This is a genomic window from Faecalibacterium sp. IP-1-18 (assembly GCF_023347355.1).
Lineage (GTDB): Bacteria > Bacillota > Clostridia > Oscillospirales > Ruminococcaceae > Faecalibacterium > Faecalibacterium prausnitzii.
Window position 1 is genome coordinate 1,276,345 of record NZ_CP094472.1, and the last position, 22,529, is coordinate 1,298,873.

The following is a 22,529-nucleotide window of genomic DNA, read 5'->3' on the forward strand; positions in this document are numbered from 1 at the left end:
AAAAATGCGTAAAATTTGTTTCCAAACCGGCACCAAACTGTAAAAATTGCGGTGCATTCGTTGCAATTGCCATAACGCTGCGCTATAATGGGAATACGACTCCGGTATGGCGCACTGTGCGCCGCAGTCTGCAGAGAATGCTGCCAGAATAAGAGAGGTGTCTTTTATGGATTTTAACAAGATCAAAGCGATAGGTCTGGAATATGCCGAAAAGGGCAAGAACGCTGCCATGGATCTGGCTGAAAAGGGCAAGAACGCTGCCATGGATCTGGCTGAAAAGGGCAAGACGCAGGCGCTGCTGGTCAACGAGCAGGGCAAGCTGCTCAAGGCACAGCGTCAGCTGGGTGCACTGGTGTACAGTCTTGCCAAGGGCAAGGAGGAGAACCAGCCGCTGGTAGATAAATACATCGAGATGATCGATACCATTGAGCAGGAGATCACCCGCCTGAAGGCTACTCTGACCCCGGCCGAGGCCGCCGAGGTGGACTACGAAGCCCCCATGGAGGAGGCAGAAGAAGCTGCCCCGGAACAGCCCGCTCAGCCTGCCCGCAAGACCTGCCCGCAGTGCGGCGCGCCCGTCTCGGACGATGCACTGTTCTGCAATAAGTGCGGCGCACAGCTGTAAGCCGGTAACCGGAAAAAAGCTGCAACGGGGCGGTATCCCCCACAGGACACCGTCCTGTTTTTGTGAAAAGCGCAGAAAACCATGAAAAATGCTGGAAAATTGCGGCTTTTTGCTTGAAAAACCGCAACAGCTGCGGTACAATTTACAGTATCTTTTCAAAAGGAGATGGAACGTGTGCTGGACTGGAACCCACAGCCGCCCTATACGGCGGAGCAGCTGCTGCAGGTGATTCGCATCCTGCGGGACCCGGAAAACGGCTGCCCGTGGGATAAGGTGCAGACCCATGCGTCCATCCGCAAAAACTTTCTGGAAGAGACCTGCGAGGCGCTGGAGGCCATTGACGCAGATGATGCCGTTCTGCTCCGGGAGGAACTGGGAGACGTGCTGATGCAGGTGGTGTTCCACGCCGCCATGGAGGAAGAGCGGGGACGCTTTACCTTTGAGGACGTGTGCCGCAACGTCTGCGAAAAGCTGGTGTTCCGGCACCCCAACATCTTTGCGTCCTCCGCAGCGGAAAACGCCGGTATAAATGGCTGGGATGCGCTCAAAAATAAGGAAAAGGGGCGCACTACCCTTGCGGACGAGCTGGCCACCGTGCCTGCTACGCTGCCCGCGCTCATGCGGGCGCAGAAGCTGCAAAAGCGTGCCGCCGGGCACGGCCTTGGGCAGCAGGATGCAGCCGCAGCGCAGCACCGGTTGGAAGCCGCCGTGCAGGCTTTTGGCAAGGCAGAGGACACTGCAAAGCAGGAAGCCGCAGGCCAGCTGCTGTTTGCAGCAGTAAACGCCGTCCGGCTTGCAGGGGTGGATGCAGAGGAAGCGCTGACCTTTGCATCCAAGCGCTTTGCACAGCAGTGTCTGGAACAGGAACAAAGCGGTACTCAGGTCGAATGACCTGCTCCGATAGAACGAGAGAATTTAAGACAAATCAGATGGAGGCAAATAATATGACCAAGACCGACTTGATCGCACAGGTTGCGGCAAACACCGAAATGAGCAAGAAGAGCGCAGAGCAGGCTGTCAGCGCTGTTTTTGAGGCACTGGGCAAGGCAATGACCGAGGGTGAAAAGATCACCATTTCCGGCTTCGGCACCTTTGAGGTGCGCGAGCGCGCCGAGCGTCAGGGCATCAACCCCCGCACTCGCGAGCCCATCACCATCGCTGCTTCCCGCAGCATCGTGTTCAAGCCCGGCAAGTCCCTGAAGGACACCCTGTAATCGGTTCTGTCACGCCGCCGCTGCCTGCACAAGGTGCGGCGGCTTTTTTGCTGAAAGGAAAGGAACAACTCTAAATGCGTCTGGATAAGTATCTCAAGGTCTCCCGCCTGATCAAACGCCGCACCGTGGCAAACGAGGTGGCGGATGCAGGCCGCATCCTCATCAACGGCAAGGTGGCCAAGGCCAGTCAGGCCGTCAACGCCGGGGACATCATCGAGGTCACCTTCGGCAACCGTCCCATCAAGATGCGGGTGCTTTCGGATGTGGAGCCCCGCACGAAAGACGTTGCCCGCGAGATGTACGAGGTGATCGCGGAATAACCGCCCTGCCTGCCCGCATACAATGCTGGCAGAGGGGGACTGCCTATGGAAAAAGCTGCCGCAAAGCCGCCGCTGCCCCATGACCTGATCTTGGAGAGCCGCAGCAGGCTGACCGTTACCGGGGTGCAACGGGTGCTGCATTGCAGCGCCGAAAGTGCCGCGTTGGAGACCGGCAAGGGCATTTTGCACCTGTCCGGTGCGCAGATCAGTATGCAGACACTGGATCTGGAAGCCGGGGAAGCGAAGCTGACCGGGCGGTTCGATGGGCTGGAGTATACCGCCGCCCGCACAGCCGGCAGCTTTTGGCACCGGTTGCTGCGCTGATGGTACGGGTATTGCTGCCCGTCCGGCTCTTGCAGGAAGCCGCCGCCTGTGCTATGCTGGGCGCTGCCCTTGGCGCGGTGCGGGCGTTTCTGCCGGCGCGGGGCAGGGCGGCTTTTGTGCCGGACGTGCTGCTTTCCGGCGCGGTGCTGCTGGCGTGCCAGAGCTATGCCGCCGGGTACAGCAAAGCGGGCGTGCTGCGGTGGTACATGGTGCTGGCAGCCTTTGCAGCCGCCCTTTGCACCGCCGGGGTGCTGGGCATCCCGTTGCGGGCGCTGGGGCGGGGGATAGGCGCTGCTTTGCGCCTGCCTGGCCGTATTTTGCACCGTTTTGCGGTGCAGCCCCTGTGCCGCCGCCGCGCTGCGGCTAAAACTGCCCGCAAATTACGCCGGAACGCGGAAAGAACCGCAAAAAAATCCAAAAAGAACTTGCCAAACCAGCGGGCATTGTTGTATAATTCAAACGTATCAAAGTAAGAGAACAGACGCAGAAGGTCTGCTGTTCAGACAGGAGCGTAAGGCAATGACGAATACGGGACGCAAAAAGCGCAGAAAAAATGCAGTGGTCACCATGGCGTTCCGCCTGTTTTTCGTGCTGCTTTTGCTGAGTATGCTGGCGGCTTATATCTCCAATCAGGTCACCATCAGCTCCAAGCGGGCAGAACTGGAAACACTGAACGAACAGGTGGCGCAGCAACAGACGGAAAATCAGGAACTGCAGCGCGTACTGAGCGGCGATGCCGACCAGATCACCGAATGGGTCGCACGCGACTCTTACAACTACGCCGCACCCAATGAGCGCATCTTTGTGGATGTGACCGGTAACTGACCGCGCGGCAGGTCGAGAGTATTTGGAAAGCAAGGAGTATTGAGTTTTGGCAATTGAGGTAGGGAACGTATTCGAAGGCCGCGTGACCGGTGTAAAGCCCTTTGGCGCATTTGTTGCGCTGCCGGAGGGGCGTGTCGGCATGGTCCACATTTCCGAGGTATCCAACGAGTTCGTGCAAGATATCAACACAGTGCTGCACGATGGCGATGCAGTAAAGGTGCAGGTCATCAACATTGCACCGGACGGCAAGATCGCGCTGTCTATCAAGCGGCTGCTGCCCCCGGCTCCGCGTCAGCCCCGGGAAGGACGCGGCCCCGCAGGCCCTCGTCCGGGCGGCTTCCGCAATGGGCAGGAGGGTGGACGCTCCGGCGGCCGCGGCGCAGGTCGTGCCCCCCGTGAGGGCGGCAGAGGCCCTGCCCGGGAGGCTGCTCCCCGCGTGTGGCAGCCCAAGGCACCCGCCCGCTCCGACAACCTGAGCTTTGAGGACATGATGAGCCGCTTCAAGAGCCAGAGCGAGGAAAAAATGGCGGACCTCGATCACGAGACCAACAACCGCCGTGGCGGCGGTTATGCGCCCCGCAGCCGCCGTGGCCGCTGAGCCATCGTATCAGCTGGGATCACAAGGAACACAGGCAGGCCTGTCCCCGGTCGGACAGGTCTGTTTTTTCGGTACAGAACAGAAAGGAACTACCATGCCCGCAAAATTTGAACTGATCGCCCCCTGCTTTTTTGGGTGCGAATCCACCGCTAAATTTGAGCTGACCCGCATCGGCGCAGAGAACATCCGGGTGGAGGATGGCCGTCTGAGCTTCTGCGGTGGGGCTGAGATGATCGCCGCCGCAAACCTCAACCTACGCACCGTGGAGCGCGTGATGCTGCTGCTGGCACGCTACAAGGCCACCACCTTCGACGAGCTGTTCGATGGCGTGTATTCCATCCCGTGGGAGGAGTTTCTGCCCGCGGACGCTGCCTTCCCGGTCACCGGCTCTTCCCTGAACAGCCAGCTGACCAGTATCCCCGCCTGCCAGAGCGTCATTAAAAAGGCGGTGGTCAAGCGCCTGATGAAGGGCCACCGCACCACCGTGCTGCCCGAGAGCGGCGTGGAGTACAAGGTACGCTTTATGCTGCGCAAAAATGTGTGCGAGATCATGCTGGACACCACCGGCGAGGGTCTGCACAAGCGCGGTTACCGCCGCAACGCCATGGAAGCCCCCCTGCGCGAGACGCTGGCGGCTACCATCGCCGACCTTGGCCGTGTGCGCCGCGACAGTCTGGTGGAGGACCCCTTCTGCGGCAGCGGCACATTGCTGATCGAAGCCGCACAGAAGGCCATGAACATCGCCCCGGGTCTGAAGCGCCGCTTTGCCGCCGAGCGTTACAGTTTTGTGCCCGCTGCCCTGTGGGCAGAGCAGCGCCAGAAGGCACTGGCAGAGTCCAAGCTGGACGTGGGCTTTGAGGCCTTCGGCTACGATATCGACCCCGCCGCCGTGGCACAGGCCAACGTCAACGCCAAGCTGGCCGGTGTGGAAAACCGCTGCCACTTTGAGGTGGCCGATGTTGCCACCTTTGCCGCAAAGCCGGAGGCCATCGTGCTGACAAACCCTCCGTATGGTGAGCGTCTGGGCACTATTGAGGGCGCTGCCAAGCTGGCGCGCACGCTGGGACAGCAGATGGAAGCCAGCCCCTGCGCCGGTCTGTACGCCATTACCGCCGATATGGACTTTGAACTGCACTATGGCAAGCGCGCCAACAAGCGCCGCAAGATGTACAACGGCATGATCCCCTGCCAGCTGTATATGTACTATAACGCCCCCAAGACCGAGAAGGTGGCAAAGCCCATGCCCAAATCCGGCTTTGACGGCAAGCGCACCCATTTTGAAAAGAAGTAAGGGCATTTAAGCCCCGCTCCCGGCAGACATTGCACTGAAAAAGTGTGTCTTTTTTCGGGAAAATCCGGCACAAACACCCGCAGATCATCTTTTGCTGAAAAGAGACGGTCTGCGGGTGTTTTTAATAGAAAAATAGATTTCACAAAATTCGGCATAATGACAAATTACGGCAGTTTTTGCATCCGGTGGTTGCGCTGGCGCATAAAAAGGATTATACTAACCTTATTGACCGCAGGATGCAAAAACTGTACAGAAAGGATGGCTGGCTCTTATGAAGGGACGGATGCGGCCCTATCTGCCGGAACTGACGATCCGGGACTACAATACCTATATGCGTTACCTCCGCGGGGTGCGGCGGCAGATGTATAAGTCTTACGGCTTCTACGCCTGCCATCTGCTGCGCACCAACGGGGTACTGTTTGCCATTCTGTCCGACAGTCTGGCGGGGCGTATGCCCACCTGCAAACGGCAGCGGGTGCCCGGTACGCCGTTCCAGCGCAGCATGATGTGCCAGACGCTGGGCATCCGGCAGGCGGCGCAGACGGAGATCCTGATGGGCTGGCATAATTTGCAGGACCGCAAGTACAGCGAGCTGCGCCCGGCGAAGCGCGTGCGCCGTGCAGTGGACAAGCTGCTGCTGCGCCGCGCCTACGACAAAGCACGGCAGGAGAACCCGGCACTGGAGCGGCTGTTTGCGCAGGAGCGGGAGCAGGCGGTGGTGCAGATGAACCTGAGCGCCAAAAACTACGCCCTTGCCGCCGAGCCTATGAGCAACGTCTACGGCGCTTTGTACTCCACGCTGGCTACGGATGACCCCAACCAGCGCAAGAGTATGCGGTACATCGGCAGCTGCATCGGCCGCATCTTCTATCTGCTGGACAAGGCCGAGCGCTTTGAAGCCGACCGCCGCAACGGCCAGTACAACGTGTTTGTGGTCAACGAGCTCAACGGACAGGCTGCCGCCATAGAGAACGCCCGGCGGCAGGCGCTGGCAGCGGTCAACGATCTGATGCGGGCGTACAAGATGCTGGATCTCAAGCTGAACGACACCCTGCTGAACAATATCATGATCCTGGGTCTGCAACACGCGGTCTACCCGCTGGAGCAGGACGCCGATACCGAAAAATGGGAGATCCCATGAAGAAACGAAAAAGCAAAAGCTGGTCCATGGCCTACTGCGGCATGGCAGCGGCACTGTGCGTGGCACTGATGCTGCTGGGCACCATCATCCCCATTGCCATGTTCATCGCGCCTGCGGTGGCCAGCTTTCTCATTGCAACGGTGTGCATGGAGTGCGGCATCACCATGGCGTGGACGGCCTACGCCGCCGTCAGCCTGCTGGGGCTGCTCTTTGTGCCGGATAAAGAGATCGCCCTGATCTTCACGGTGCTGCTGGGCTATTACCCGCTGGTAAAGCCCCGGTTTGACCGCATCCGTCCCCGGGCATTGCAGCTGGTGTGTAAGCTGCTGCTGTGCAACGCGGCGGTGCTTGCCATGTACGGTCTGCTGCTTGTGCTGGTACCGGCGGGCAGCGTCTCGCAGGAGCTGCGCACCACCGCACTGGCAATGTCCCTGCTCACACTGGGCATGGGCAACGTGGCCTTTGCCCTGTACGACCGCGCACTGTGCAATCTACTGCTGCTGTACAAGCTGAAGTGGCAGCCCAAACTGCATAAAATGCTGGGGATGCACTGAACCACAAAACATTGAAAGAAGGAATGTGTACCACAAGCTGACGTAAAGCGCCGGGCCACACGGGTGACAGCCGTGAGGGTGACGAGGAGAGGAATCATCGAAAGATTCGGCGGGTGTTTCTCCGGCTGAGGGCTATACCAGCCGCAGAACAGGGCAAAAACCGGCAGCAATACCGAAACAGAACCCTGCAAAGAAAGCCATACAAGAACATAGACTTTGATAGAGGAAACTGACTGTGCAGCAGCGCATTTCGGCGCGCCGCAGTCGGTCTGGAGGTATTTTGTATGTGTGGCATTGTAGGTTATGTCGGGATGCGCAGCGCCCAGCAGGTGCTGCTGGACGGTTTGGAAAAACTGGAGTACCGCGGGTACGATTCTGCCGGTGTGGCGCTTACCCAGAGGGACGGTATCCGCGTGGTCAAAAGCAAGGGGCGGCTTTCCACCCTGCGCAGTAAGCTGGAAGAGCTGGCGCTGCCCCAGAGCAGCTGTGGCATCGGTCATACCCGCTGGGCGACCCACGGCGAGCCCAGCGACGTGAACAGCCACCCGCACTCCACACCCCGGGTCAGCATCGTGCACAACGGCATTATTGAAAACTACGGCGCTTTAAAGGAGCGTCTGATTGCTAAAGGCTACACCTTTGCCAGCGAGACCGACACCGAGGTGCTGGTAAAGCTCATCGACAGCTGCTATCAGGGCGAGCCTTTACAGGCTTTGCAGGCTGCGCTTGCCAAGGTGCGGGGCAGCTATGCGCTGGCGGTGCTGTTCAAGGACTACCCGGACACTATCTTTGCGGTCAAGCGGGAAAGCCCGCTCATCGTGGGCTGGGGCGAGGGCGAAAACTTTGTGGCGTCGGATATCCCGGCGCTGCTCAAGTACACCCGCAGCTACAGCGTGCTGGAGGAAGGGGATATGGCCGTGTGCACGGCACAGGGCATCCGCTTCTATAATGAGTTCGGCGAGGCAGTGGAGCGCGAAAAGCTGACCGCAGACTGGGATATGGAAGCCGCGGAAAAGGGCGGCTACCCCCACTTTATGCTCAAGGAGATCAACGAGGAGCCCGCCGCCATTACGGCAACGGTCAGCCCCCGGGTGGAGAACGGCCTGCCGGAGCTGCGCATCCCGGAATTGACGGATGAAAAGCTGCGCAGCATAGGCACAGTGCATCTGGTGGGCTGCGGTACGGCCATGCACGCCGGCATGGTGGGCAAGACCGCCATTGAGGCGCTGGCCCGGGTGCCCGCAGAAGTGGATATCGCCAGCGAGTTCCGCTACCGCGACCCCATCCTGAAGCCGGAGGATCTGGTCATCATCATCAGCCAGTCCGGCGAGACCAGCGATACGCTGGCCGCCCTCAAGCTGGCCAAGAGCCGGGGCGTGCCGGTGCTGGCCATTGTAAACGTGGTGGGCAGCAGCATTGCCCGGGCAGCGGATTACGTCATGTACACCTACGCAGGGCCGGAGATCGCGGTAGCGTCCACCAAGGCCTATATGGTGCAGCTGTGCGTGCTGTACCTGTTTGCCCTGCGTCTGGCCTACGCGCGGGGGCAGCTGACCGAGGAAAAGACAAAGTATTACACCGCCCAGCTGCTGCACGCGCCAGAGGTCATCAAGCCCCGCCTTGCGGACTGCGAGCAGATCAAGTACCTTGCCAGCCGCTATGTGAACACCCAGAGCTGCTTTTTCATCGGGCGCGGGTTTGACTACGCTCTTTCGCTGGAGGGCAGCCTGAAGCTGAAGGAGATCAGCTATGTGCACTCGGATGCCTACGCAGCAGGGGAGTTGAAGCACGGTACCATCAGCCTGATCACGGACGGTGTGCCGGTGATTGCGCTGGCTACCCAGAAAAACGTCTACGAAAAGACCATCTCCAACGCCAAGGAGACCCGCAGCCGCGGGGCACGGGTGCTGCTGTTCACCACCAAGGACGCGGAGGTGCCGGAGGGCGTTGCCACCGAGGTTATCCGCTTGGACGAGTATGACGACATTCTGATGCCGTTGCAGCTCATCGTGCCGCTGCAATTGTTCGCTTACTATATGGCTGTGTTGCGCGGCTGCGATGTGGATAAGCCCCGCAACCTTGCCAAGAGCGTAACGGTGGAGTGACCGGGGAGAATAAGATTTAGAATGGTCTCCGCTGTGTGCTCTGACCATTTTTAGTGGAAGAATATTTTTTAATTTTACAAGTCTGGAAAATCTGCGGATTTTCCAGACTTGTTTTTTCACGGGAAAAGCCATCCCCTAAAGGGCATCTCTTCTTGTGAAAAAGTGGTTTAGAACCGCCCACAGGCGTTTCTGAACCACAGTAAAAATCATCTTTTCTCTGAATATGGTCGGAGCCGTGCGGAGACCATTCTAAATCGTCTATAACACAAAACCGCCCGTTGCACGAAATGCTGTGCAGCGGGCGGTCGTATATGCAGGGGAAGGGGAGCTTACCAGAACCAGTAGCGCTTCTTGAGCACGATGTAGGCAATGGCGATGAGGATCACCACTACGCCGCCTGCGATGAAGAAGGTCCAGTTGATATCACCGAACCGCAGGTTCTGGTTGGTCAGCAGGTAGCGGCCGGCGGTGTCGGCGGTGATGACGCCGTCCTTGTAGCTGTTCAGGAACTGCCACTTGTTGCTGATGGTGTTGTACAGGTACAGGCGGGAGTAAGTGCTCACGTCCAGTTCCAGCTGCACCGCGCAGGGAAGGGTACGGCCGTTATCCAGCTCAAACTCCAGCCCCTCTTCGCTCTCGGTGAAGGTGATGGCGGTGTCGATCTCGCTGGTGGTACTCTTCACCTCCTTACCGGAAACGTTCAGGGTATAGCCATCGCCTACCACGCACAGGGTCTTGCCGGTGGTGCGCAGGGCGTTCAGGATCTCGCCGGTCACGATGGGAACCTCAGACTGGGCGAACACCACCTGATCCTCGGTGCTGTCCTGAATAGTCTGCACCACAGGGTCCAGCGGGATAGTGGTGCTGTCGTCCGGGGTGTTCGTGCCGTCATTGCTGCTGTCGCTGCCGGAGGCGGCATCTGCCGAGCGGTTCACGATGACGGTGACCATGGCAGTAGCCTTGCCGTTGGAGATGGTAATGGAGGTAGAACCGGTGCCTACCGCCGTGACCACGCCCGTGGGGCTGACCGTGGCAATGCTGCTGTTGCCGGACTTGAAGGTGAAGGACTGGGATGCACTGGCAGGGGTGGCCTTGGCCGTAATGGTGCGGGTGGCACCGGGCTTGAGCACGATGTAGTTGGTGTTGGGGGTGATCACCTGTCCGCTGTTGTTGGAGGTGGTGCCGCTTGTGCCGGTGGAGGAATCCGTGGGCAGGGCAAGCACCGTAACGGTGGTGGTGGCTACCACCGAGCCGCAGGTTGCGGTAATGGTGGCTTTGCCGGGAGCTACGCCGGTCACACGGCCAAAGCTGTTCACCGTAGCAATCTTCTCGTTAGAGGAGGTCAGGGTAACAGTGGCATAGTTGGAAGCAGAGCTGGGGCGCACCTGCAGCGAAGCTGACACCGAGTTGCCCACATAGATGGTGTTGGAGGAGAGGGAAAGGTCCATCTCGGTCACGATCATGGAGGAGTCCATGGATACCACGATGGTGTAGGCGCAGATCTGGTTGCCGGCTGCTGCCGTAACGGTGGCAGTGCCAACGCCCACAGCCTGTACCACGCCGCTGCTGCTTACGGTCAGCACGCTGCTGTCATCGGTCAAAAAGACCACAGAGTCGGTGCTGTAACTGGGGCTGACCACGGGGGACAGCTGCTGAGAAGCGCCCAGCAGCATATTGGCAGAGTAGCTGCCGGTGGCAATGCTCTCGGCGGGCACGTCCTTGAGCCATGGCAGTGAAACGCCGTTCTGCTCTTCAACGGGCAGACTGGCTGCGGCAGCGCTTAGTGCGGTGCCGCATACCAGCACACCCAGCATCAGCACACAGGCGGCCAGTTTCTTTGCGGTTCGAATCATGTTGTTTGTACCTCTTTGGGGTGGTGTAGAAGGGGGCATCCTGCCGTGCTGCGTAATCCGTTTTTAGCGGAACAGCACGCCCAGAGCCTCCATAGCATACTCAAAATAGGTGACCTGATCGTATTCCACGCGGGCGGTCACGCTCATACCGTTGGAAAGATCCACCTTGTCGCCGCTGCGGCTCACCACATAGGTGGCGTCGGGCTTGATGGTCATCTTGTAGTAGGAGCCGTTGTTGCTGGAGGTCACATCGCTGTCAATGGAGGTGACCGTGCCGGTCAGCGTGCCGTAGGAATACTCCGACAGGCCGGTGATGGCGATCTTGCAGGGGTCGCCGACATGCAGCAGGGGGCGGTCGTTCACCGTCACCATGGCCATGATCTCCAGATCATCGTTCTCGCTGGCAACGGTAGCCAGTGCAGAACCGGCACTCAGCACCATGCCCTCCTTGTAAGGGCTGTCCATGTGGATCACGCCGGAGGTGGGCGCATAGATGAAGTAATCGTTGGCGCCGGTGTTCAAAGAATCCAGCTGCGCCTGCAGGTTATCCACGTTGACCTGTGCACTGGTAATGCTCTGGGAGATGGACTGCATGGTAGAGTAGTACAAAGACTCCAGCTCGCTCTGGTTCTGCTCCATCAAAGCCTTGATCTGGGTGTCGGAGTAACCGGCAGCCTGATAGGTGGTGGCGTCAAAGGTCTTTTGCGCTACCTGGCTTTTGTAGGTCTGGTACTGGTAGTAGTAGGGCTGGTCCTCGGCATTCGTCTCGTCGAAATAGTTGGTGTCGTCCTGAATGCACTTGAGCAGCTTGTTGTACTGATCCAGCTGCTTCTGGTAGATATCCAGCTGGCTTTGCAGGTTATCCTTCTGCATATCCAGATCGGTGCTCTTCAGCCGGGCGATTAGGTCGCCCTCATTCACATAGCTGCCCTCAGAGACATACAGCTCGGTGATGGAGCCGGAGTAGCTGGACATGATGTAGGTCTTGTTGGCGGCCTGCACCACACCGCTGTTCTGGCTGACATAGATGCGGTTGGTCTGGGTGCTCCAGATCACCAGAAAAATCATGAACAGACCGGTCAGAATGACAAAAGCATACCCGTAGGGGGGCAGCTTTTTGTCCATCATGATCCGGCGGTCCTGCAGATCCGAAAGGTTCTGAATGGTTGTCGTCATAATTATTTGGTCTCCATAAATACGTCGATCACGGCATCGTCATCGTCCTGATTGACATAGATGGTATAGTTGTCGCCGGTCAGCTTGATGTCGTTTTCAAAGGCCATGATCTGCAGCTTGGCGGTAGCCAGCTGGTTGTGGCTCATCGGACCAGTGTAGTGGGCGTACAGACAGTTCTTCACCCGCAGCACAGCGTCCATGTGGTAGCCGGGCTCCATCTGGGTGATCATCTGGGTAGCCTGCTGCATCATGTACAGTTCCGGCACATGATCCGGGCCGGTACCCATCTTTACCGCCTGTACCAGCGGGCCGATAGGCTGTGCGCCGTTGCTCTTCATAAAGTTCTGCATCTGGGTCAGGATGACCGGCAGATTGCCCAGTTCCTCAGGGCGCACGAGGCGGGAGAGGACATTGGTCAGCTTGAGGGTCTTGTTTTCAGCAACTTTGATCTCATTCATGATAAATTACCCCTAATCCTGTTATATTTTTAATGTGAACCGAAACAAAAAGGTGCCCGGAAGCGTCTGCCTCCGGGCACACCATAACGAGGCATTTTTTGGTTTCCCAGCGGGAAAGCGCTTATGCTGCATCCGGGCAAAGGCTGCGGATGCGGTGCGGTCAGTAGGTGATGGACTCGCCGTCGTCGTCCTCTTCCACCGTAGCGGAGGGCAGCTGTTCAACAGGCTCCTGCTTGCGCTTGCGGAAGATGCCCTGCTGCATATTCCACAGCTCGGCATAGCGGCCATTCTTTGCCATCAGTTCCTCATGGTTGCCGCGCTCCACGATCTTGCCGTGATCCATCACAAGGATCAGGTCGCAGTCACGGATGGTAGAAAGGCGGTGCGCCACGATCAGCATGGAGCGGTCTGCCAGTTGCTCGTAGATCATGTTGAAGATCAGCGTCTCGGTGGCAAAGTCCAGATTACTGGTAGACTCGTCCAGAATGTAGAGGTTAGAGTCCTTCAGGAAGGCGCGTGCCAGTGCGATACGCTGCTTCTCACCGCCGGACAGGCCGTTGCCGGCTTCCTCCAGATAGGTGTTGTACTGCAGCGGCAGGTGACGGATAAACTCATGGGCATCGGCCTTCTTGGCAGCTTCCTTCACCTCGTCCAGCGTGGCATCCATGCGGGAGATGCGGATGTTGTCGTAGATGGTCTTACTGAACAGCTCGATGTTCTGGGGCACATAGGCAATGGCGCGGCGCACCGAACTGTTGGTGTACTCGGCCAGATTTGCGCCGTTTATGTCGATCTCGCCGTCCTCGGGGTCGTAGTACTTCAGCAGCAGTTTGGTGATGGTGGATTTGCCGCTGCCGCTGCCGCCCACCAGCGCCACCTTTTTACCGGCGGGAATGGTGAAGCTGATGTGATCCAGCGCGGGAGCGCGGTTGCCGTAGCGGAAGGTGACGTCCTTGAACTCAATGTCGCCCTCCACCTTGTCCAGCTCGCTCTGCTCCACACCCTCGGCGGTCTCGTACTCAGAGGGGTAGTCCATGATCTCGGTCAGACGCTTCATGGAGATGCTGGCTTCCTGAATCTGCATCTGCAGACCGATCAGGTTGCTCAGGGGGGAGGTGAAGTAGCCGGACAGGGTGCTGAAGGCCATAAAGCCGCCCAGCGTCATCTCGCCGTTCAGCACCTGCGTGATGCCCACGTAGGTGGTAAGCATACTGAAACCGGTGGAGATGAAGGAAGAGATCAGACCCTGCGTGGTGCTGATGCGGCTGGAGCGCAGGCTGATCTTCAGGCTCTTCATGTACTCGCGTTCCAGATTATCCAGCTCGGTCTGCTCGTTGGCATTGCACTTGACGGTCTCGATGCCGCGCAGGCTCTCGATCATCTGGCTGTTCAGCGCAGCAGACTGTGCCATGCTCTCTTCGTTGATCTTTTTATAAGGCTGTTTGTACACCAGCACCAGAAGGATGCTGACCAGCGCCATGAACAGCGAGATGGAGAACAGCATGGCGTTCATGCGGAACAGAATGATGCCGGTGATGACAGCCATGGAGATATCCATCACAAGGCTCAGCGCGATGCTGGTAAAGATAGATTTGATGGTGTTTGCGTCCGAGTAACGGGTGGTGATATCACCGGTCTTGCGGGTGGCAAAGAACTTCATGGGCAGGTTGAAGATGTGCCCGAAGTAACCCAGCATCAGCGGGATATCGATCTTAATGGACAGATGGATCAGCACCCATTGGCGCACAAAGCCGATCAGCGTGCTGGTAATGCTGACCACACTGAACACCAGGATCAATGTGACCAGCAGGCTGTTCAACCCGTAGGGCAGCACCTCGTCCATCAGAATCTTATTGAACATGGAGGACGCGATGCCCAGAATGGTGGTGATGATCGAACTGAGGATGGCGTAGAAGAACAGCTTTTTCTGGGGCAGCAGCAGGTTGATATACCGCTTCATCATGCCGCCCTTTTCAATCTTGCCGCCCTTGAACTCCGAGGTGGGGTTCAAAAGCAGCAGAACACCGGTAAAGTTCTTGTAGAACTCGTCCAGACTGATCTTTTTCAGTTCCGTGCCGGGGTCGCCGATGATGACGTAATCCTTGCACTTATGCTTTTTGCCCTTTTCCTCTTCTTCCTTGCGGCTCTCGGCGTCCTGCAGCATATGCTTGCGGCGTGCGCCATCATCCTTGATGGTGGTCTTTTTGAACACCACAACAAAGTGAGCCAGACCCTGATCGGTGATGACCTGTGCAATACAGGGAAGCGAGAAATCGCTCAGAAAGTTTTCGCGGTCCACGCGGACTGCGGCGGTGGTAAAACCAAGTTCATTGGCGGCTTTTTGCAGGCCTACAAGGTTGGTGCCTTTCAGGTCGGTGCCCATCATATCCCGCAGGCGGGTAATGGTAACTTCCTTTTTGTAGTGCAGGCACACCATGGCCAGACAGGCAGCCGCACAGTCGGTGGTATCGTGCTGCCGGACGTAGGTATAACGCATAGATGTTTCCTTTTACTCTCAAGATTTATTCAAACGACACCAAGCCGCCCTGCCGCCCTGCGTTTGCCGCACAAGACCACCGGCCTGCCTGCTGATTTGACCAACGAAAAAATTGCGCTCCTGCACGGCAGTCTTCTGACCGGGGAGCGCCTGTCTGTGGGCAGAAAAGACTGTGCAGCCTGCACAGTACCTTTTCCACGCCTATAAACTTATAAAAGTATACCACAACCACTAGGGTTCTTCAAGGCGATATTTTTTAAGAACCGTAAAGAAAGGGTGAAAAAGATGCAGATAAACAAAAAAGCGATGGAAGAATATCCATCGCTTGCTGGCGCCTCTTGCCTGACTCGAACAGGCGACACCCTGATTAACAGTCAGGTGCTCTAACCGACTGAGCTAAAGAGGCATATCAGTGACTGCGAGAAATATTATACCGCAGTCACCGCGCTTTTGCAAGCCTTTTTTGCAAAAAACATGGGGGTGATTTGCTAAACATGAAAAAAATAGCGCAGAAACGCCCGTAGGTGCTTCTGCGCTGCTATAAAAGGATGCTTTTTTGAAATTACTTCAGCTTGCTCTTGGCCTTCATGCGCTGGTCGTGGTTCAGGATCTGCTTGCGGATGCGCAGATTCTCCGGGGTGACCTCCAGCAGCTCGTCCTGTGCCAGGAACTCCAGGCAGCCCTCCAGGCTCAGCTTGCTGATGGGGATCAGGCGCAGAGCGTCGTCGGAGCCGGAAGAACGGGTGTTGGTCAGGTGCTTGGTCTTGCAGACGTTCACGTCCACATCCTCGCCGGAAGCGGTGTAGCCGATGACCATGCCCTCGTACACCTTTTCGCCGGGGCCCACCAGCAGGGTGCCGCGCTGCTGAGCGTTGAACAGGCCGTAGGTGACGGCCTCGCCGGTCTCAAAGCTGACCAGAGAACCGGTGGAGCGGTTGGCGATCATGCCAGCCCAGACATCGTAGCCGTCAAAGATCTGGTTGATGATGCCCTCGCCGTGGGTATCGGTCAGGAACTGGTTGCGGTAGCCGAACAGGCCGCGGCTGGGCATCCGGAACTCCAGACGCACACGGTCAGAGCCCAGGGACTCCATCTGCTGCAGGATGGCCTTGCGCTGGCCCAGACCGGTCATGACGGCACCCTGATACTGGGTGGGCACGTCGATGACAACGTGCTCCATAGGCTCGTAGGTCTTGCCGTCGATGACCTTGGTCAGAACGTGCGGGGGAGAAACCTGCAGCTCGTAGCCCTCGCGGCGCATGGTCTCGATCAGGATGGACAGGTGCATCTCACCACGGCCCATGACACGGAAGGAATCAGTGGTGGCGGAGTCCTCCACCTTCAGGGCCACGTCCTTCAGCAGTTCCTTCTGCAGACGGTCGCGGATCTGACGGCTGGTGACGAACTTGCCCTCACGGCCGGCCAGCGGGCTGTCGTTGACCGAGAAGGTCATCTCCACGGTGGGGTCGTTGATCTTGACGAAGGGCAGCGGCTCCACGTTGGAGGGGCTGCACAGGGTGTTGCCGATGGTCACGTCCGGCAGACCGGAGAATGCCACGATATCACCTGCGGTGATGTTGTCGCACGGCTGACGGCCGTTGGCCTGGAAGTCGTACAGCTTGGTCAGACGGCCGCGCATCTTCAGGTCGGGGTTGTGCCAGTCGCACACGACCACTTCCTCACCCACCTTGGCAACGCCGTTCTGGATACGGCCGATGCCGATGCGGCCCACGAACTCGTTGTAGTCCACAGAGGAGACCAGCATCTGGAAGGGAGCTTCAGGGTCGCCCTCGGGCGGCTTGATGGTGCTCAGCAGGGTGTCGAACAGGGGGATCAGGTCGGTGCCCGGCACATCCGGGTCCAGGCTGGCGGTGCCGTCACGGCCGCAGCAGAACAGAATGGGGCAGTCCAGCTGTTCGTCGGTAGCGCCCAGGTCCATCAGCAGGTACAGCACCTCGTCGATGACCTCCTTGATGCGGGCATCGGGACGGTCGATCTTGTTGATAGCCACCACAAGGCTCAGGTTCTGCTGCAAAGCCTTCTGCAGCACAAAGCGGGTCTGGGGCATGCAGCCCTCGGCAGCGTCCACCAGCAGCAGCACGCCGTTGACCATCTTCAGCACGCGCTCCACCTCGCCGCCAAAGTCGGCGTGGCCCGGGGTGTCGACGATGTTGATCTTGACGCCCTTGTAGGTGCAGGAGCAGTTCTTAGCCAGAATGGTGATGCCGCGCTCACGCTCGATATCGCCGCTGTCCATCACGCGCTCGGCCACGGCCTGATTGTCGCGGAAAGCGCCGCTCTGACGCAGCAAGGCATCCACCAGGGTGGTCTTGCCGTGGTCAACGTGAGCGATAATGGCAACGTTGCGCAAATCGTTACGAACCATAAATTTCTACCTCTCTATTTAAAAAGACTCATAAAATACGAACGAACGTCATACAATCCTAAGTTTATAACAGAACAGGGTGGTTTGTCAAGATTGTATAAAAATTTTTTCTGCAATTCAGCATTATGCCCGTAAACTTCCCGCAGATTTGTGCGGCGTGTACCTTAAAAATATGCTATACTAAAACCATAAAACGAACCGGAGGTGTTTTGCATTGAAGCTGACATTTTTAGGCGCGAACCACGAGGTGACCGGCAGCTGCACCATGCTGGAAGCGGCGGGGCAGCGTTTCCTCATCGACTACGGCATGGAGCAGGGCAAAAATGTGTACGAGAACCAGCCCTTGCCCGTAGCCCCCGGCGAGATCGACTTTGTGCTCATCACCCATGCCCATATCGACCATACCGGTCTTTTGCCGTTGCTGGCGCACAATGGCTTCCGGGGCAGGATCTACGCCACCATCCCCACAGTGGAGCTCTGCGGCATCATGCTGCGGGACTCGGCGCATATTCAGGAGTTTGAAGCCGAGTGGAAAAACCGCAAGGGCAAGCGCGCCGGCGCAGAGCCGGTGGAGCCCATGTACACCATACAGGATGCCGAAGCCGCCTGCCGCTTGTTCCGGGGTGTGGAGTACAGCAAGCGTATCGAGCTTGCCCCGGGCATCGAGGCACGGTTCGTGGACGTGGGGCACCTGCTGGGCTCTGCCAGCATTGAACTGTGGATCACCGAGGGCAGCACCACCACAAAGCTGGTGTTCTCCGGCGATATCGGCAATCTGGAGCAGCCCATCATAAAGGACCCTACCTACATCCAACAGGCAGACTATGTGTTCATGGAGTCCACCTACGGTGACCGCAACCACGCCCCACGGCCGGACTATGTGGCAGAACTGGCAAAAATTTTGCAGCGCACCTTTGACCGGGGCGGCAACGTGGTGGTGCCCAGCTTTGCGGTGGGCCGCACGCAGGAGATGCTGTATTTTTTGCGGGAGATCAAGGAAAAAGGCCTTGTCAAAGGACACGGCAACTTCCCGGTCTACATCGACAGCCCGCTGGCCACCGAGGCTACCCGCATCTTCCGGGATACAGACCCCGACTGCTTTGACGCCCAGACCCGTGCGCTGCTGGAAAAGGGCATCGACCCCATCAACGTGCCGGGGCTGCGCATCAGCGTGACCAGCGATGACTCCCGCATGATCAACACCGACCGCACGCCCAAGGTCATCCTGTCCGCCAGCGGCATGTGCGAAGCCGGACGCATCCGCCACCACCTCAAGCACAACCTGTGGCGGCCGGAATGTACCATTCTGTTCGTGGGCTTTCAGGCCGTGGGCACCTTGGGGCGCACCCTCATCGAGGGAGTGGACTCGGTTAAGCTGTTCGGTGAGCCCATCGAGGTAAAGGCCGAGATCTGTCAGCTGACCGGCATGTCCGGCCACGCGGACAAGGACGGTCTGCTGCGCTGGGTGAACGCCTTTACGGAAAAGCCCCGGCGGGTGTTCGTGATCCACGGCGAGGACGAGGTGGAGAACCGCTTTGTGGACACCCTGACCGAGCAGGGCTTTACCGCCTGTGCACCCTACAATGGTGCGCAGTGGGCCATCGGTGCCGAGGGTGCAGTCTGCCTGCAGGAGGGCACAAAGGTCCGTGTGGAGCAGAGGACAGGCGAGGGTGCAAACCGCGCCGCTACCGTGTTCCAGCGGCTGCTCAGCGCCGGCAAGCGCCTGCTGCGGGTCATTGAGCACAACGAGGGTGGCGCCAACAAGGATCTGGCCAAATTTGCTGATCAGATCAACGCTCTGTGCGACAAATGGGACAGGTAATGTTGCGGCCTTTTGCGGCAGAGCAGCCCGGGAAAAACGCAGCTGCGTCAAAAGCTTCCGGGCACACTGCACCGCTGAAAAAAGAGGAGAGATTTTTGTAAAAAACCGTTGACAAGCGCCCCTCCGGCTGGTATAATAACCCATGTTGTCAGGCATGAGGATAAACATCTGGGGGTTTAGCTCAGCTGGGAGAGCGCTTGCATGGCATGCAAGAGGTCACCGGTTCGATCCCGGTAATCTCCACCAGAAAGAAAAGCACTGCACAGGAATGTGCGGTGCTTTTTTGTTGTGTCTGCCCAGCTATGCAGCTGCTAAATTCATGCTGGACATTTGCGGAAAGTTATGGTATAATTCTTTCTGCAATTGCGGGTATAGTACATCGGCTAGTATATCAGCCTTCCAAGCTGAGGAGGTGGGTTCGATTCCCATTACCCGCTCCAAAAGACCTGAACCTTGAACGGTTCGGGTCTTTTCTTTTTGTCCTGCACTGGGCAGTCATCTTGCAAACCGGAGGCGGAAATGCTACAATAGAGCCATAAAAACGCTGAAAGGGGAACGCTACAATGGAATTCCGCGATAAACCGATGGAGAACCTCATGCGCCTGCAGGAGAAGGATATCTGCAAAAATGTTAACGCCCTGCTGCTGGAGGGCGAGCAGATCGTGGGCGCATACAAGACGGTGCGTGATCAGGTGGTGTTCACCAGCCACCGCATCATCATGGTGGATATGCAGGGGGTCACGGGCACGCGGCAGCAGCTTTTTGTGCTGCCTTACCGCAAGGTGCTGCACTATGGCATCCAGACGGCGGGTTTTGGCGATCCGCTGCAGGCGTCCCAGTTGACAGTCTGCTTTGCGGACGGCCACGAGGCCAAGTTTGGCTTTATTGGGCAGAAGGACCTGTTTCAGGTGGCAAACGCTATCAGCGCCCGCATCCTGTAAGAAAAATTATGAACCGAAGCCGCTGCACAAGGGTTTGTGCGGCGGCTTTTTTACGCATTTTTGCGGCTGGTTGTATACAAAACGCATGAAAATTTGAAACAAAACGCAAAACAATGTGCCAAAATAGGCGAAAAACTGAGAAACGCAAAACTTTGTGCCACAAGATAAAAACATGATTGACATTTTGTTTCGTCTCGCGTACAATTCGGGGCACAAGGCAGTCCCGCTGCTGCGGGACAAAAAAGCACGAATACAGGTATATTGTCGCATTGCGGCAAAAAGAATGGGAGGACCTTACCATGTCAACCAAATTTTCCCGTAAAACGTTCCTGAAGGGCAGCGTTGCCGGTCTGGGCATGATGGCGCTCAACGTGTGCACCGCCGGGGCAGCCTCTGCTGCCGAGCCCGCAGCCGCCGCAGCGGAGGATACCAACTCCCTGAACCTCGTCCCTAAAAAGGCGACCTCGGTCAAGGTGACCAGCCGCGGCAGCGTGAGCGGCGGCTGGCAGGGCGAGCCGGTGTTCCCCAACTGGAAGGGTCTGGACGATACGCTGGCCATGAACCACATGTACACCTTTGTGGGCTACGCAGGGCAGGGAACGCTGTGCGTGGAGCCCGAGTCGGGCGTGACCGGCTTTAACCTGTTCGTCAATAACCGCCAGATCAACACCGCTGCCATGGCGGCAGGCGGCGTGTGGAACGTGGACATTTCCGGCCAGACCATCAACGGCCGCAACACCATTCAAGTGGGCGGCATCCGTCCCCGCGGCAAACAGGTGACTGTGCGGGTGGGCTACCCCACCGTGCAGGAGGGCAGCCTGCAGGACGTGGGCATCGACCGCGATGCACTGGAGCTGTTGGAGCAGATCGTTCAGGCCGACGTGAACAACGGCTTCCCCAGCGCACAGATGGCCATTGTGAAAAACGGCAAACTGGTGTACCAGAACGCATGGGGCAAGGTGAACTCCTATAATCCGGACGGCACCCCCAAGACCGACAGCCCGGCTGTGACCAACGATACCCTGTACGATCTGGCCTCCAACACCAAGATGTACACTGCAAACTACGCATTACAGTACCTCGTCACGCAGGGCAAGGCCAATTTGGACAGCCGTCTGGTAGACCTGCTGGGCAGCGCCTTTGTGGAGGACACCATCGACATTACCTACAACGGCTACGAGAACCCGGGCCTGAAGGTCAACAAGCAGTGGAAAGCAGAACTGACCCTGCGCGATATCCTGCGCCATCAGGCAGGCTTCCCTGCAGACCCCCAGTACCACAACGATTCCTTTGACCAGTGCGCTCAAAAGACCGTTCCCGGTGCCACCAACGTGCTCTTCTCCGGCTGGGACGGCAGCGCTGCAACCCGCGCTGCTACCCTTAAGTCCATCTTCAAGACTCCGCTGATGTATAAACCCGGCACCAAGACCGTTTACTCCGACGTGGACTATATGCTGCTGGCCTTCGCCATTGAAGCAATCACCGGCAAGGGACTGGACGCCTTCCTGAAGGAGACCTTCTGGGACCCCATGGGTCTGACCCACACCACCTACAACCCCTTGCTGAACGGCTTTGCCGCCAACGATTGCGCCGCTACCGAGCTGAACGGCAACACCCGTGATGGTGCCATCTCCTTTACCGGCGTGCGCACCGCCACCATTCAGGGCCAGGTGCACGACGAGAAGTGCTACTACGCGATGGGCGGTATTTCCGGCCATGCAGGCCTGTTCTCCAACGCTACCGAGTTGGCAAAACTGGCCTCTGTCATGCTCACCGGCGGCTACGGCGAGAACCGCTACTTCTCCCGCAACGTGATGGACGCCTTTACCGCACCCAAGAAGGAGGACGCTGCCAACTGGGGTCTGGGCTGGTGGCGTGAGGGCGACAACCAGCGCTGCTGGTATTTCGGTACGCAGGCACCCTCCAATACCATTGGCCATCAGGGCTGGACCGGTACGTTGACCATGATCGACCCCGTGGAGAACCTGGTGGTGGTGTACCTGACCAACAAGATCAACTCCCCGGTCACCGATAAGGCCGCGAACCCCAATAATTTCAATGGTAACTGGTATACGGCTTCTACGCTGGGTTTTGTGGCACAGCTGCTGTATCAGGGCCTGCAGAACCACGGCACCGACCCCAACAACGCTTACAGCGCCCTGCTGGAGGATATGGCTGAAAGCAAGTTTGCGCTGGTGGCCGAGGGCGGCAGCGTGCCTGCCACCCACCCGCTGGTGCGCTCCGGTTATGCCGTGCTGGAGGCTATGGCTGCCCACGCCAATGCTACCCACTCTTATCTGGACCGCAACTATTTCAACGATGCCCTCACCCTGCTGGATGACACCCGCGATGCAGAGGAACTGGCAAAGCTGAAAAAGATGCTCAATAAGTTCTGAGTG

Annotated in this window: 20 protein-coding genes and 3 tRNA genes; 17 read left to right on the forward strand and 6 right to left on the reverse strand. The window is 58.1% G+C overall.

The features are described from left to right. Nucleotides 1-166: 166 nt before the first annotated feature. From MTP43_RS06055 to glmS, 12 genes are all read left to right on the forward strand, one after another. Nucleotides 167-625, forward strand: a complete 459-nt coding sequence (locus MTP43_RS06055; RefSeq protein WP_249235160.1) for a zinc ribbon domain-containing protein — start codon at nt 167-169, stop codon at nt 623-625. A gap of 165 nt (nt 626-790) precedes the next feature. After that, a complete protein-coding gene (gene mazG, locus MTP43_RS06060; RefSeq protein WP_129872344.1) occupies nt 791-1,516 on the forward strand; it encodes a nucleoside triphosphate pyrophosphohydrolase in 726 nt (241 codons plus the stop codon). Between the two features lie 53 nt (nt 1,517-1,569). Continuing rightward, entirely contained in the window at nt 1,570-1,839 is a 270-nt protein-coding gene (locus tag MTP43_RS06065) for an HU family DNA-binding protein (RefSeq protein WP_015538329.1), read from the forward strand. Nucleotides 1,840-1,913: 74 nt separating this feature from the next. Then, nucleotides 1,914-2,159, forward strand: coding sequence for an RNA-binding S4 domain-containing protein (locus MTP43_RS06070; RefSeq protein WP_249235161.1), 246 nt, complete (start codon nt 1,914-1,916; stop codon nt 2,157-2,159). Nucleotides 2,160-2,204: 45 nt separating this feature from the next. Further along, a complete protein-coding gene (locus tag MTP43_RS06075; protein WP_097786086.1) occupies nt 2,205-2,483 on the forward strand; it encodes a YabP/YqfC family sporulation protein in 279 nt (92 codons plus the stop codon). Next, nucleotides 2,483-2,956, forward strand: coding sequence for a hypothetical protein (locus MTP43_RS06080; protein ID WP_097786091.1), 474 nt, complete (start codon nt 2,483-2,485; stop codon nt 2,954-2,956). The genes MTP43_RS06075 and MTP43_RS06080 overlap by 1 nt, the downstream gene beginning before the upstream one ends. A gap of 46 nt (nt 2,957-3,002) precedes the next feature. Next, complete coding sequence (locus MTP43_RS06085) at nt 3,003-3,308, forward strand: septum formation initiator family protein (protein WP_005926847.1); 306 nt, start codon at nt 3,003-3,005, stop codon at nt 3,306-3,308. Nucleotides 3,309-3,354: 46 nt separating this feature from the next. Next, nucleotides 3,355-3,906, forward strand: coding sequence for a S1 RNA-binding domain-containing protein (locus MTP43_RS06090; RefSeq protein WP_113620951.1), 552 nt, complete (start codon nt 3,355-3,357; stop codon nt 3,904-3,906). A gap of 94 nt (nt 3,907-4,000) precedes the next feature. After that, a complete protein-coding gene (locus MTP43_RS06095; protein WP_097783801.1) occupies nt 4,001-5,197 on the forward strand; it encodes a THUMP domain-containing class I SAM-dependent RNA methyltransferase in 1,197 nt (398 codons plus the stop codon). Between the two features lie 271 nt (nt 5,198-5,468). After that, nucleotides 5,469-6,338 (forward strand): DUF5685 family protein, encoded by an 870-nt coding sequence (locus MTP43_RS06100; protein WP_097783802.1) that lies wholly within the window; start codon nt 5,469-5,471, stop codon nt 6,336-6,338. Further along, complete coding sequence (locus tag MTP43_RS06105; protein ID WP_005926836.1) at nt 6,335-6,892, forward strand: hypothetical protein; 558 nt, start codon at nt 6,335-6,337, stop codon at nt 6,890-6,892. Before MTP43_RS06100 ends, MTP43_RS06105 begins: the two co-directional genes overlap by 4 nt. Nucleotides 6,893-7,176: 284 nt before the next feature. Then, entirely contained in the window at nt 7,177-8,997 is a 1,821-nt protein-coding gene (gene glmS / locus MTP43_RS06110; RefSeq protein ID WP_212792102.1) for a glutamine--fructose-6-phosphate transaminase (isomerizing), read from the forward strand. 329 nt (nt 8,998-9,326) lie between these two features. Here glmS and MTP43_RS06115 read toward each other — a convergent pair whose 3' ends face one another. The 6 genes from MTP43_RS06115 to typA all read right to left on the reverse strand — a co-directional run bounded on the left by MTP43_RS06115 (nt 9,327) and on the right by typA (nt 17,367). After that, nucleotides 9,327-10,850: an Ig-like domain-containing protein gene (locus MTP43_RS06115; RefSeq protein ID WP_005926830.1), complete on the reverse strand. Its 1,524-nt coding sequence runs from the start codon at nt 10,848-10,850 to the stop codon at nt 9,327-9,329. A 63-nt stretch (nt 10,851-10,913) separates the two neighbouring features. Continuing rightward, entirely contained in the window at nt 10,914-12,026 is a 1,113-nt protein-coding gene (locus MTP43_RS06120) for an HlyD family secretion protein (RefSeq protein ID WP_005926828.1), read from the reverse strand. A gap of 2 nt (nt 12,027-12,028) precedes the next feature. Next, complete coding sequence (locus MTP43_RS06125) at nt 12,029-12,484, reverse strand: hypothetical protein (RefSeq protein ID WP_005926824.1); 456 nt, start codon at nt 12,482-12,484, stop codon at nt 12,029-12,031. A 160-nt stretch (nt 12,485-12,644) separates the two neighbouring features. Continuing rightward, nucleotides 12,645-14,981: a peptidase domain-containing ABC transporter gene (locus MTP43_RS06130; RefSeq protein ID WP_097783803.1), complete on the reverse strand. Its 2,337-nt coding sequence runs from the start codon at nt 14,979-14,981 to the stop codon at nt 12,645-12,647. 329 nt (nt 14,982-15,310) lie between these two features. Beyond that, a tRNA-Asn gene (locus tag MTP43_RS06135) sits at nt 15,311-15,387 on the reverse strand. Nucleotides 15,388-15,543: 156 nt separating this feature from the next. Then, nucleotides 15,544-17,367 carry a translational GTPase TypA gene (typA, locus tag MTP43_RS06140; RefSeq protein ID WP_005926815.1) on the reverse strand — a complete coding sequence of 608 codons (1,824 nt, stop codon included), beginning with the start codon at nt 17,365-17,367 and terminating at the stop codon, nt 15,544-15,546. 214 nt (nt 17,368-17,581) lie between these two features. Between typA and MTP43_RS06145 the strand changes: the two genes are divergently transcribed. The 5 genes from MTP43_RS06145 to pbp4b all read left to right on the forward strand — a co-directional run bounded on the left by MTP43_RS06145 (nt 17,582) and on the right by pbp4b (nt 22,526). Next, nucleotides 17,582-19,189: an MBL fold metallo-hydrolase RNA specificity domain-containing protein gene (locus MTP43_RS06145; RefSeq protein WP_080545324.1), complete on the forward strand. Its 1,608-nt coding sequence runs from the start codon at nt 17,582-17,584 to the stop codon at nt 19,187-19,189. A 170-nt stretch (nt 19,190-19,359) separates the two neighbouring features. Then, nucleotides 19,360-19,435 (forward strand) — tRNA-Ala (locus tag MTP43_RS06150). Between the two features lie 119 nt (nt 19,436-19,554). Beyond that, a tRNA-Gly gene (locus MTP43_RS06155) sits at nt 19,555-19,629 on the forward strand. 123 nt (nt 19,630-19,752) lie between these two features. Further along, on the forward strand, nt 19,753-20,130 hold the full coding sequence (locus MTP43_RS06160; RefSeq protein WP_005926807.1) for a PH domain-containing protein: 378 nt from the start codon (nt 19,753-19,755) through the stop codon (nt 20,128-20,130). A gap of 299 nt (nt 20,131-20,429) precedes the next feature. Continuing rightward, a complete protein-coding gene (gene pbp4b / locus MTP43_RS06165; RefSeq protein ID WP_113620955.1) occupies nt 20,430-22,526 on the forward strand; it encodes a penicillin binding protein PBP4B in 2,097 nt (698 codons plus the stop codon). The last annotated feature ends 3 nt before the right edge of the window (nt 22,527-22,529 follow it).